Raw genomic sequence first — 13407 nt, forward strand, 5'->3', positions numbered from 1 at the left:
TTATACTTTCTAAGACAATCAAATGCGCACATATTTTTCCTTAGTTATAATACTGCTTTTTTCTTTTGCAACCACTGCCCAGATTACAGGCACCGTAGTAAACAAAGAAAGTGAGGCACTTCCTTTCGTAAATGTGTTTATAGAAGATACTAATCGTGGTACCACGACTAATGGCGATGGGCAATACGCTCTGGAATTATTGGCAATAGATCAAGGAGAAACATTAAATGTAACCTTTCAATTTCTTGGGTACGCTACTGTTGTAAAACAAGTAAGAGTAAATTCTGCAGAAATGACAGTTTCTGTTGTAATGGAAGAATCTTCTACATCCCTTGATGAGGTAATCGTGCAAGCTGGTGTAAATCCAGCAGATCGCATTATACAGGGAGCAATATCTTTACGAGAAAAGAATTTACAAAACATAGGGGCTTATACAGCCTCCTTTTACTCCAGAGGATTGTGGAAGGTAAAAGATGCACCAGATAAAATTTTAGGGCAAGAGGTAGGAGATTTGGGAGGCGGACTAGATTCTACTCGTACGGGAGTTTTTTATTTAAGTGAGACCATATCGAACATCAAATATCAACGCCCGGATAATTTTAGCGAGGTGATTGTAGCAAGTAAAGTAAGTGGTGATGATAACGGCTTTAGCTTTAATACTGCGAGTGAAGCAAATTTTTCTTTTTATGAAAACACCTTAGATCTCAACGCGCAGATAATTTCGCCTATCGCCACTAATGCATTTTCTTATTACAAATATAATCTTGAAGGAACATTTTATGAAAAAAACCAACTCATCAATAAAATAACGGTAACGCCACGCAGAGAAAATGATCGTGTTTTTTCTGGAACCATATACATTGTAGAAGACTCATGGCAACTTTATGGGGTCGACTTGCAAACAGATGGAAATGCGATTCAATTTCCATTTATAGAAAATCTGAACTTTAAGCAGAATTTCAAATATGAGGAATCTCTTAGCCAGTGGGTGAAAATCTCACAAGTCATAGATTTTAGCTTTGGCTTTCTAGGACTTAAAGGTGATGGTAGATTTACAGCAGCTTATTCTGATTATGAGTTTGCACCTCAGTTTACGAAGGATTCTTTTTCGGCAGAGATTTTGTCCTTTGCAGACCAGGCAAATAAAAAAGATAGTGTATTCTGGGAGCGCAGTCGTCCCGTGCCTTTAACGTCACTTGAAATAAATGATTATATCAAGAAAGATAGCATACAGGTTATAAGAAAATCAAAGAAGTACCTAGATTCTATAGATGACCGAGGCAATCGATTTAAGATTACTTCGCCCATTTTTGGATATTCTTATACAGATACTTATAATAAATGGCGATTTGGAATCACGCCACCTATTAATAATATTCAGTTTAATACCGTTCAAGGTTGGAATGGAACCATGCAAGCGACTTATTCTAGTTGGAGTGATGAAGATTATAGTAAATCTCTTTCCGCTTTCGCGAAAGCGAACTATGGATTCTCAGAAGATCGTTTGCGTTATACATTAGGATTTACTAGACGTTTCAATCGTACCAATAGAGCTACTTTAAGCGTCACGGGAGGAGTTGATATTTTACAAGTAAATAATGCAAATCCAATATCTCCCATTTTAAATACAGCATACTCACTCCTTAGGGAAGAAAATTTTGCCAAGTACTACGAAAAGGAATTTGCGCAACTCTACTATGGACAAGAGATAGTCAATGGCTTACAGCTAAACGGAATTATTGCTTACGAACAGCGTAATCCTGTTTTTAATACTACAGATCAAACATTCTTCCCGAACGATGATCGTGAGTATACAAGTAACAATCCGCTTAATCCATTGGATACTGAGAATGGAGTTTTTAAAGCGCACTCCTTAGGAAAGTTACTCCTAAGTGCTACGACAAATTTTGGTCAGAAGTACTACAGTTATCCTAACGGAAAATTTAATGTAACCTCAGAAAAGTATCCATCGCTTACGTTGGTATATGAAAAGGGCTTCGGAGCTTCCGTTTCAGATTATAATTTTGATCAATTCCGCCTTATTGTTGAACAAGAATTTAATATAAGTAATAAAGGAAGAATGTCTTATGACTTACGCGCTGGCACCTTTTTAGGAACTGCAAAAGACGTTAGTTTTATAGATAGACAGCATTTTAATGGTAATCGCTCGATACTTCTAGAACCATCGAGACTCAATAGATTTGGTGTTTTACCTTACTATGAACGTAGTACAAATCAAGGGTATGTAGAAGGGCACATTGAGCACAATTTTAAGGGATGGATACTAGGCAAAATCCCGCTCGTAAATAAACTGAACTTTAATCTTATTGCAGGTGCACACGTTTTAAGTACTAATGAAAACTCGTTTTATAGAGAATTCAACGTAGGAATAGGTAATGTAGGGTGGGGTATATATAGGTTATTGCGTTTTGACTACGTGTATGGTCAAGGAGCAAGAGGTGGTAATGATGGTGCGTTTTTGATAGGGTTGAGTTTGTAAAAAGTTACTCAGGAAACACAACACTTTCATACGCTCCAAAGTCTGAATTACTCGTACGGCTTGTGCCTATAATATCTATCGGGAATTGGTTTGAAGCACTTTGAAGTCCGAGGCCGTTGCTTGCAGTGTTTTCTCCTACTTGAAGCATGTTTTCTGTTGGCTCAAAGAAGTCTGGATCTCCACCTCTTATAATGTCTTGATAGAAACTTACGTTTGAAAAATCAAATAACGGATTTTCATCAAAATCTCCAAAATCATCATCAAAACGAATCTGAGTATTGGTAAACTTAAAATTAAACGGAGCGCTATCATCTTTATTAAAGCCTAACTCCTCATTCTGATTACCATATATGATGCAATTTGTAAAATTTGCTTGAGCAAGTTCGCCTACTAAAAAGGTATCACCACTGAGAAGCGTATTGTCTATAAATACTGCGGGCGTATTTCTGAAGCTTTGCGTCCAGTAATTTGCAAAGGTGCTATGTGTGAAGTTGTAGCTACCGCCTAGTTGTATAAGCATCGCAAACTGACCACAATTGTTAATCACAGTATTAGAAGCCTCCACAGCCGAAAATCTATTGAGTAACCCCACAGCAGATGCATTGTAAATCTGAGTGTTGCTAAGAGTAAGGCTAGGAGTCGCTGAGTTGTTTGCGCTAGACTCATTGAGAATCCCTACGGTGGCATTTTTAATAGTCGCATAATTGATACTGTTGTTTACACTACCATCCGTAAGTAAGATAGTTCCCCACTGTCCTGGAACATTAGAAAAAACGGGTTCTAGTCTATCGCTTTCAAAAATGACTTCATTTTCAAGAAGCTCGGTATCTGTACTTAATAATCCATTTACTTGTAACGACGCGTTGTCTGCAATGAGTAAGCCGCTATCTGCGTGAAAGTGTATGCGTGCGCCAGCTTCTATATTGAGCGTTTTAGCATCAATTCCATTAGGATCTCCTACAGTCATATATCCATAAATTACATACGGCTTATCATTTGTAAATGTAAGTTCATCATCCATGAGATAGCGTCCTTCAAGTGAAGTTTCTACATTATTTACGGTAAGAGTTTCTACGATTCCAGTAGCCCCATCACGCTCTGGAAAAAGAAATATAGCATCTTTAACCAAGGTTACTAGATCCACTTGTTGTGTTGTACCTGTGCTATTAAACTCTATAACATCCGTATATAAAAAATCATTAGAGCCATCGCCTATGTTATTGATATCAAGTGTGGTTTCTACAAAAACAAAGATGCTATCATTTGCAAGAATCTCTACGTTCTCAAAAGTTCTCCCTGGCACTCCATCTACATTAAGTCTATAATTTGACGACTCACCACGTCCTAATCGCACACTAGGAATTGAAACATCCTCATCATTGCGATTATATACTTTAAGGTTATAAGTGCTAGAACCTATGTTTGTAAAAACAGTATCTAGAAAAATAGTATCTCTAGAAAACTCAAGATTCCCCGTGCTTGCTGTCGTTTCAAAATCATTACGACAAGAGCTAAAGGTTGTAATTCCAGCAAGAATGATGAGTAGATATATACTGCGCATGTAGTTGTAGTTTGTAACAAATATAACGCATTAAGTGTAGTGTTTTTAGTGTCCTTTTTCTTTCTTGAGACGCCTTTTTTCTCTTCTCTCTTCTTTCTTAATTTGTTTGTAATCAAGTAGGATAACTTCTCCTAAAAGCATGTTTTGATCCTCATCCTTAAAATTCACGTTTATTTCAAGTTGTGAGTCTATGAGTATTGTACGCGGTTCGTAACCTAAGAAGCTATACTTAATCGTTTCTCCAGGATACACTTTGAGACTATAATTTCCTTCAAAATCAGTTTGGTAAGCTCTTGAATTTCCATGAACGGTTATGTTCACTCCAGGTAATGGGCCAGTCATGTCGGTCACTTTACCTGTTATTGTTATTAATTTTTTCGGAGTTTTATGCTTTCGCGAAAGCGAACCAATTCCTAAACTATCATACGCATTAATAGGTAATTCAACGGGTGCAATATCACCCATAATTATTGTCTCAGTTGTGGTCTGTCCAGATGTCTCAGCAACCGAAAGCATTGCCATAGGGACTAGTAGTGCCGCTGCCGCTTGAGTAAAGCTCCTGCCTTTATCACGCGTTGCATAGATGGGAGTATCCAGCTGATCTTTTCTAAAACGACCACAAATCGAATCTCCACTTACTATACGGTCCCGTAGTTGTGTTGTAGTTTGCGATGTGAAGTCAACGACCTCTTTACTACATACAGCACAGTGTTTTCCTTGCTCTGTAGGAGTCATTGCAGTCCAGTCTTCATGACATGGCTTTGGAATTGTAATGGCGATAGGCTTTTTCATAATGATTAGATTAACTGATGTAAATCTAGTTAATCAAGCATCTTGCCAATAGTAATAATGAGTGAACCGCCTTTGTGAATGAGGGAACAGACTATTTTTCTACAACCTCTATTTCAAATAAGGTGTTCCAGTGCTTTCCAGTAACAAAAAGACGACCTTCATTTGCTTTATAGGCGATACCATTAAGTACTTCATTATCTGGGTCTAAACCAGATTGAACCTCTTTATTAAGTCCTTTCAGGTTTATAAGAGCCTCTAACGCGCCAGTTTTTGGATCAATAATGGCTATTGATTCTCGCTGGTAAGTGTTTGCATATATCTTCCCATCAATAAATTCAAGCTCGTTTAATTGAGACATGATACCATTATTGTGTGTAGGTTCTATATATGATTGCTCAGAAAGGTTAGAAGGGTCTAGTGTCCAGATTTTACTCGTTCCGTCAGACTTGTAAATTACGGTACCATCATTTGTAAGTCCCCAGCCTTCTTTACTTTTATTGTAAGTAAATGTTCCCGTTTTTTCAAAAGTATCTTTATTGTAAATGAAACCTGTATTTTTTTGCCATGTGAGTTGGTAGATATTGTCTCCCATAATCGTCATACCTTCTGCAAAATAAGAGTCGTCTAGCTTTATTTCTTTGAGAACTGCGCCAGTCTTGTAGTCTAGTTTTCGCAGTGTAGATTCACCGTAGCTTCCATTACTTTCATAAAGTGTGTCTCCTACAAATTCTAGTCCTTGAGTGTATGCATCTGTTTGGTGTGGGTATCTATTTATGATTTTATAACCATATACTTTAGGAGCTTTAGTGTGCAGTATATTTATTTTTTGAGTAGCAGTTGTCGTTCCATCTGGAGTAGAGATGGTTGCGGTTAAGGTTCTGCCACCTAATTTTGGCGAAGTAAGCGTAGTGGTGTATTTACCAGTGTCTTTATTACTACCTAAGCGCTGTCCATCTAGATCATAAACGACAGAATCGATAGCTATATTTTTTTTCGCTTTAAGCGAAATAGCAATCTCTCCACCATTTTTTATAGAATTTTTAATGGCACTAGTCTCGATTGTGAAGTTTCCATCTAGTGATCCTTTATCACCACAGCCTATGATGAGAAGTGGTAAAAGTAATAGAATGAGGTGCTTAGCGTATGCAGTCATGTGATGTTGAATTTTAAGGCAATTTAAAACAAAAAATCGGGCAAAAAAACCTTGCGACTTCTCAAAGAAGCTATATCTTTGCAGCGGCAAGTCCTACACAACCAGCTCCTGTCGAATCCCCCAGGGTGGGAACGCAGCAAGGGTAGATGGTCGTAGCGGTGTGATGTAGGTAGCTTGCCATTTTTTGTGCGCACAAGTCAAGCAATTTGACACTATATATAAAGAATCCCAAATTTCATAAGGTATTGAAATTTGGGATTTTGTTTTTTACGCTTTCGCGAAAGCGTAATTACTTTTCTAAAAAAAAAGCCATCTCACAATGAGATGGCTTTTTAATTTATAATGTACGAGTGCTTAATAGCCTACACGCTCTACAATCTCAAGACCGTAGCCTACGATACCTATGCGCTTAAGCCCTTCACTATTAGTCATTAGTTTTACTTTTGATATACGCAGGTCATGTAATATTTGCGCTCCTATGCCGAAGTCTTTTGAATCCATAACTACGTTAGGAGCTTTCATCTCTCCTTCTTTTTGTAGTGTTTTTAGTTCGCTTAATCTTCCTAGAAGATTTGCACTTGCATTCTCTTGATTTATAAAGACAATTGCACCTTTTCCAGCTTCATTTACCGCACGAAACATGTCGTCTAGTTTTGCGTCTGGATTGTTTGTAAGTGTGCCTAAAAGGTCATTATTAATTTGAGTAGAGTTTACACGTACAAGTACTGGCTCATCATCTTCCCAGCCACCTTTAGTAAGTGCTATGTGAACGGTGTCATTAGTAGTTTGCTCATACGCACGAAGTCTAAAATCTCCAAAACGTGTCTTGATCTCAAAGTCTTCTTTTTTGTCAATAAGGCTATCGTGATTCATACGATAAGCAACGAGGTCTTCAATAGAAACTATCTTAAGGTCAAAAGTTTTTGCAACTTCTAGGAGTTGTGGCAATCTAGCCATCGTCCCGTCTGCATTCATGATTTCTACAATAACTCCTGCAGGTTTAAAACCTGCGAGCCTTGCAAAATCTATCGCAGCCTCTGTATGTCCCGTACGACGTAGTACACCTCCTTCTTTCGCTTTAAGCGGGAAGATATGTCCTGGTCTACTTAAATCGTAAGGTTTTGTATTTGGGTTTATTAGTGCTTGTACTGTCTTTGATCTATCTGAGGCAGATATTCCAGTTGTAACCCCATTGCCCTTAAGATCTACAGAAACAGTAAAAGCGGTCTCCATAGGATCTGTATTACTTGTTACCATCATGTTAAGTTGTAACTCTTCACAACGGTCTTCTGTAATGGGCGTGCATATAAGACCACGGCCATGAGTGGCCATAAAGTTGATCATTTCTGGTGTTACTGCTTCTGCAGCAGCTAGAAAATCTCCTTCATTCTCACGATCCTCATCATCTACTACAATGATTACTTTACCATTTTTAATATCTTCAATGGCTTCTTCAATAGTATGTAGCTGGACGCTTGTAGATGCTGTCTTTTGCATAGGTAATATTTTGTACAAAGATACGGGAACACCTTTGTTTTGTGTGTAAATTTTAAGCGCAAAAAGTTATTTGCTGTCTTGATAATATCCCTGAACTCTTAGATGTTCTATTGTAATGCCTAATTGATCAAGTCTGTCTATGGCGGCTAAACGCATGTTGCTCGCATATCCAAGATTTTTGTAATTCTTTACAACATCCTTAAGTTGATTAGAAGAAAATGAGTCTAATAATTCTTTCTCATCTTCGGTAAGAACGTATGATTTATCAACCGTAGGAGCGATAATGGTTTTTTCTTTCTTTTTGGCAAATAATCTCTTAATAGGAGCAGGAACGATATCTACATCAAAAATACCTTGATCTGTAGTTGCTCTATACGTTAGATAAATACCTAGCGGTAAAAGGATAAAAGTACTGAGCCAACTAGCAACGAATGGAGTTATAGAATTATCTTCGGCGCTATTTTTTGCAAAAATCCCTATAAAGTGAAAGGTGAGGAATAGTACAACCCCTATAACGATAGGAAGCCCTAATCCACCTTTACGAATGATTGCGCCTAGAGGAGCACCTACAAAGAAGAGTAAAATACAGCTAAACCCTAACACGTATTTTTCATGCAGGGATATTTCAAATTTACTGAGACGCTTTACATCTACTTTGAGTTTATTCTTTCGATTCTCAAGATCTGCGACGGTATTATTCAAATTGGATTTTGCAATTTCTAGTATACGTACACGATCTTTTACTTCATAATTATCTAAAAGCGTGTCTTTAGCTACTTTATCTGGGGCAGCAACTCCAGAGTATAGAGAGTCTAGTGATGTCAAGTTTGCCTTGTGTATATACTTATCACTAAAGGTAGTTCTATCGTCCACATATCGCTTTGATAACTCTGTGATGCTAGAGTCTAGTAAGACAATATTCATCATCTGGTAGCTATTATTGATATCCTTATCGTCAAGATCGACTGCATCTAGTTCACTCAGGTCAATATTAAGTGTGTAGGTGTCAAAATAGCTCTTTGCAAATGGCTCTCTTTTTCGCTCATTATAATCCTTTTTTTGAACTTCGGTATAGTAATTACCGTCTGTAAGTTTTAAGGAAAGTGTAGGGGAGTCTATGGAGCTTATGAGTTCACCTTCAGAAGCGATAATAACAGTATAGTTACCTAGTCTTCCTTTTTCGGCTTGATGAATTACAATGTCTTTAAGGTATTGATCTCTATCACCATATTTCTCAGCCACACGCATGTTAAAATCTTCAGTAATCTCATTAAACTGTCCGCTACGTATGAGCATGGCTGGTTTAAGTTTACCTATGTTTCTGCGTAAATTTCTAAACTCAATTTGAGAGGCAGGGATTATATGATTTGCAAATAAGAAAGAACCTATCGCAAGAAGAATCACAAAGAAAATGACGCTCTTCATCGCGCGTTGCAATGAGATACCCGTGGATTTCATCGCCGCAAATTCATAATTTTCGGCAAAGTTTCCGAAGGTCATGATACTTGTGAGAAGTACAGATAGGGGTAGTACGAGCGTCACAAGACTAGGCATCGCAAAAAGTAAAAACTTGACAATAACGTCAAAGTCAAGATCTCTACCTGCCAGTTCTTGTATATATAACCAGACACTTTGTAAAACAAAAATGAACATCAAAATAGTGAAGATGCTCAGAAAGGTTCTTACGAACGTAAAAAGAATATATCGGTCTAGTATTTTCATGTAAAAAGCTGAGGGCGCAAACAAAAATAAGAAGTCTGCGCCCTTGCTACTAGTATTATACTATTATAATTTATTGATGTAATAATCTGCGTATTTTGTTTTGTCAAATACAAATACATTTTTGGCAAGCGGTTGATTAGGCTTAAATGAATTTACAGTAATCGTCACTTTAGTACCATTTTTTTGTGTGATAATCAGCTTGTGAATATGCTTAGTCTGCGCGTCTACACCAAGTAACGTATATTTTACGTCACTATTAGAATCCATAGGTGTAAGTTTTACAAACTGTATTTGTCTACCATTTACTTTCTGTACAATGTCCATCTTCTGTGTATAACCTTCATTAAAGAAGGATAACATTTTTGAAGGTGTGATTGCATTTTCATCTTGATCACTCATTGCACTAATGGTGATTTCCTCATCTTCAGGAACAATGGTATAAACGTTATTTCCATCAAATAATTGCGTTGTCCCCATAAGAGACAGCTTGTAGTTATTGCCAGCCATAACTACATTTCCTTTAGTCTCTTGATTTACACCTTCGGCTTCATTGCTTAAGGCATATTTAAAATCAATAGCGATGTTGTCATAGCTCTTTACCTTAGTGTCAACCTCTTTAAGAAGTGATTGTGCGGTTTGCGCTTTCGCGAAAGCGGTCATAAATAACAACAATACCACTGGCATTGCACGTTTTGCAAATTTGCGGTAACCTTTTACTGCGACAGGAACTAATACTTTTTTAAAAAGGATAGGTGCCAGCCAAAAAATAAGTTTCTTTTTCATTTTTATTTATTCATTATTTAGGAGTTGATCTAGTCCAGCCATATCTTGAACTAGAACTTGACGTGCTTTACTTCCTTCAAAAGGACCTACCACACCTGCAGCTTCTAGTTGATCTATGATTCTTCCAGCTCTATTATATCCTAGTTTAAGTTTACGTTGTAATAGAGAAGCACTTCCTTGCTGAGCTATTACCAAAACTTCGGCAGCATCGCGAAAGAGAGCATCCCTATCTGAAGCATCTATATCAAGACTTGTGCCACTCTCTTCACCTACGTATTCTGGCAATAAATGAGCGTCTGGATATGCTTTTTGATTACCTATATATTCTACAATACGCTCTACTTCTGGGGTGTCAACAAAGGCACACTGTATACGTACCACGTCGTTACCTTGTGTGTACAACATGTCACCACGACCTATAAGCTGGTCTGCTCCAGAGGTGTCAAGTATGGTGCGGCTATCTATTTTTGAAGTTACTCTAAAGGCAATACGAGCTGGGAAGTTAGCTTTAATAATACCAGTAATCACATTTACAGATGGACGCTGTGTTGCAATGATTAAGTGTATACCTATCGCACGTGCGAGCTGTGCAAGCCTTGCAATAGGAGTCTCTACTTCCTTTCCAGAAGTCATGATAAGATCTGCAAACTCGTCTACCACGAGTACAATGTATGGTAAGAATTTGTGACCATTTTCTGGATTAAGCTTGCGAGCTTTAAACTTTGCATTGTACTCTTTAATATTACGGCACATTGCATCTTTAAGAAGGTCATATCTAGCATCCATCTCTATACACATAGAGTTAAGCGTATTGATCACCTTAGAATTATCTGTGATAATCGCCTCATCTGTATCAGGCAGTTTTGCTAGGTAGTGACGCTCTATTTTATTAAATAAAGTAAGCTCCACTTTCTTAGGATCTACTAATACAAACTTGACTTCGGCTGGATGTTTTTTGTAAAGTAGCGAAGTTAGAATTGCGTTAAGACCAACAGATTTACCTTGTCCCGTAGCACCTGCCATAAGGAGGTGGGGCATCTTGGCAAGGTCTACCACAAATGTTTCATTTGATATGGTTTTACCTAGTGTAAGCGGTAACTCCATCTCTGCTTCTTGGAATTTCTTACTAGCCACTGCAGAGCGCATACTCACAATACGAGGATTCTTGTTAGGTACCTCAATACCTATCGTACCGCGCCCAGGAATAGGAGCAATAATACGTATACCTAGTGCGCTAAGTGATAATGCAATATCGTCTTCTAAGTTTTTAATTTTTGAAATACGAACCCCAGCCTCAGGTACAATCTCGTATAATGTCACCGTAGGACCTACGGTAGCTTTTATGTTTGAGATTCCTATTTTATAATTGTTAAGAGTCTCAACAATACGATTTTTATTTTCTTCAAGCTCTTCTTGATTAATCGTGATTCCTTGTCCGTTTGTATAATCTTTTAATAGATCAATAGGAGGGAATTTAAATTTGCCAAGTTCTAGCGTAGGGTCAAATTCGCCAAAATCTGCAACTAGTTTTGAGCTTAAGTTATCTGTGAGTTCTTCCTCTTCAATAGGTTTTTCAACCTCTACAGCTACTTCTTCTACTTCAATAACTTCTTCTTCTGGAGCTTCGGTTACTTGGAAAGTGCTGGTAGGTTCAGGTTCTTTTTTGGTGAGTGTAGGTTGCAAATCTTGAACGTTTTGTTCAAAAGCAGATGGCTTAGGAGGTGTTACGGTTTCCGCTTTCGCGAAAGCGGTCTCATCCTCAACCTTAGTTCCTTTTAAAAACTCTTCGGCTTCGTAAGTAGAGGAGTTATCTACAATAACAGGATCCTTTTCATCATCTGAAAACTCACCAGCGAGGTCGCTACGTTGTTTATTGATAAACGTAGATATGCGCTCTGGTGTAAGTTTTAAACGTACAACTAGGTAGACAATAGCTAGAAAAGCCATCACAATGATTGCTCCGGTTAGACCTAAATAATCTTGTAGGAAGTCATTGATTTCGTAACCAACGGTACCGCCAAGGATATCATTCTTTTTATGGAAGAATCCAAGAAATACAGCTAGCCAAAGCATAAGCAGTATTCCCCAAAACCAAAATCTTTTTAATGAAGTCTTTGCATAATCAAAAATGTAATGTACTCCAGTGAGCGAAGTAAGGATGCAAAGTGCGAGCGCAGGAACACCAAAACCTTTATAGATAAAGAAATGGCTTATGCGTGCACCCACCAGTGATAGCCAGTTTGAGGCTTCGTCTTCTCTCGTTCCTGTAGCAATAAGACTTTGATCTACCTTCCAGGTAAATAAGTATGAGATAAAAGAGAACAGCAAGCCAAGACCGAGTAAGAATAAAAAGCATCCTAAAATGATTTGCTGCTGGCGCGTCAATTTAAAGGAGATAGATTTTCTAGGAGTCTTAGTATTTGTTTTTTTAGCCGTGGATTTCTTTTTTGCCATAGAAGCGTTCAAGGTTGTTTTTTGGTGGGAGATAAAAGTACAATATTGAAACGGAAGTTTTCTTGGTTTATGATTCGTATTTATTGGCAATCATGAATAGTCTGTAAATTATAGATACTTGAAAATGGTAGATGAATAATCTCCATTAATATAAGAGGTATAGAAATTTAAAAGTAATCATATTAAAGGCAAGGAGACGCTATAATTATTTGCTTTTGTATTTTATGAGTGCTTATTATTTTTTCTTTCATAAACGTTTTTCCAGAATAAAATAACATGTGTTTTTCGATAAATAATCCATTTGGAATGTTTCGTACAGTTTTCCACTCTTCATAGGCCGTTGCAAATGTTAGAAAGGGTAAGTGCTCAGTAGTACTTTTATCAATAATATATAGATTAGTTCCTAGTTTCTTTCTTTTGGCTCTTTTTGAATTATTAGAAGTAAGCTTATATGAGCTATATGATACACCTTCTATTATAGTATCTTTAATTTCTGTAAAATCGTAATTTTTAACTTGATATTTATATGGATTCACGTACTCAGAGATATTTTTACAAGGAGCTTCGAGTGTTTCTAGCTGTTCAAATTGAATTCTTGAAATGTCCATTGTAATTTTAACTCCATTACGGTCTGTCAACTTGAAAGTGAAATTAAGGGAGTCCTTTTTAGTAAGCAGCGCGAAGTAGCTATTGTCATTTTCTTGGGTTAAATAGATTACCTGCAGCTTTGTAATACTATCATTTTTGTCCTTTTTACGCTCACCAGGTTTTACTATTTCTCTACTGTATGTACTTATCCGATCAAAGGCATATTTTTTTTGTGCTAGAATATTTGATGAAAATAAAATTAATAGTAGGAAAATGATTTTCATATAGTGCAGAATTTAATGTTTTTATATGTAGGTAGTTGTAAATATCGATAACAATAACTACCTCTCCTAGAGG

General features: G+C 37.2%; 9 protein-coding genes and 1 other RNA gene. 2 read left to right on the forward strand and 8 right to left on the reverse strand.

The annotated features are described in order from the left end of the window. The first annotated feature begins 22 nt into the window (after positions 1-22). A complete protein-coding gene (locus tag SJY23_RS09720; protein ID WP_396596186.1) occupies positions 23-2500 on the forward strand; it encodes a DUF5686 and carboxypeptidase regulatory-like domain-containing protein in 2478 nt (825 codons plus the stop codon). 4 nt (positions 2501-2504) lie between these two features. Here the strand turns inward: SJY23_RS09720 and SJY23_RS09725 are convergent, their stop codons facing one another. The 3 genes from SJY23_RS09725 to SJY23_RS09735 form a co-directional block, all read right to left on the reverse strand. Further along, on the reverse strand, positions 2505-4061 hold the full coding sequence (locus SJY23_RS09725) for a hypothetical protein (RefSeq protein WP_396596187.1): 1557 nt from the start codon (positions 4059-4061) through the stop codon (positions 2505-2507). Between the two features lie 45 nt (positions 4062-4106). Further along, positions 4107-4853 carry a carboxypeptidase-like regulatory domain-containing protein gene (locus SJY23_RS09730; protein WP_396596188.1) on the reverse strand — a complete coding sequence of 249 codons (747 nt, stop codon included), beginning with the start codon at positions 4851-4853 and terminating at the stop codon, positions 4107-4109. A gap of 91 nt (positions 4854-4944) precedes the next feature. After that, a complete protein-coding gene (locus SJY23_RS09735; RefSeq protein WP_396596189.1) occupies positions 4945-6006 on the reverse strand; it encodes a glutaminyl-peptide cyclotransferase in 1062 nt (353 codons plus the stop codon). An 84-nt stretch (positions 6007-6090) separates the two neighbouring features. On the opposite strand from SJY23_RS09735, the gene ffs reads away from it, so the two are divergent. Next, an RNA gene (ffs, locus tag SJY23_RS09740) (signal recognition particle sRNA small type) lies at positions 6091-6189 on the forward strand. Between the two features lie 171 nt (positions 6190-6360). On the opposite strand, the gene ribB is transcribed toward ffs, so the two are convergent. From ribB to SJY23_RS09765, 5 genes are all read right to left on the reverse strand, one after another. Next, positions 6361-7503 (reverse strand): 3,4-dihydroxy-2-butanone-4-phosphate synthase, encoded by a 1143-nt coding sequence (ribB, locus tag SJY23_RS09745; RefSeq protein WP_035334054.1) that lies wholly within the window; start codon positions 7501-7503, stop codon positions 6361-6363. Positions 7504-7569: 66 nt separating this feature from the next. Beyond that, complete coding sequence (locus SJY23_RS09750) at positions 7570-9225, reverse strand: LptF/LptG family permease (RefSeq protein ID WP_396596190.1); 1656 nt, start codon at positions 9223-9225, stop codon at positions 7570-7572. Positions 9226-9288: 63 nt separating this feature from the next. Then, positions 9289-10008 (reverse strand): outer membrane lipoprotein carrier protein LolA, encoded by a 720-nt coding sequence (locus SJY23_RS09755; RefSeq protein ID WP_396596191.1) that lies wholly within the window; start codon positions 10006-10008, stop codon positions 9289-9291. A gap of 6 nt (positions 10009-10014) precedes the next feature. Beyond that, positions 10015-12462, reverse strand: a complete 2448-nt coding sequence (locus SJY23_RS09760; RefSeq protein WP_396596192.1) for a DNA translocase FtsK 4TM domain-containing protein — start codon at positions 12460-12462, stop codon at positions 10015-10017. Between the two features lie 182 nt (positions 12463-12644). Then, the gene (locus tag SJY23_RS09765; protein ID WP_396596193.1) at positions 12645-13334 is read right to left on the reverse strand and encodes a hypothetical protein; all 690 of its coding nucleotides are present in this window, start codon (positions 13332-13334) and stop codon (positions 12645-12647) included. Positions 13335-13407: the final 73 nt, after the last annotated feature.

This window comes from Dokdonia sp. R86516 (genome assembly GCF_044596715.1).
Classification (GTDB): Bacteria; Bacteroidota; Bacteroidia; order Flavobacteriales; family Flavobacteriaceae; genus Dokdonia.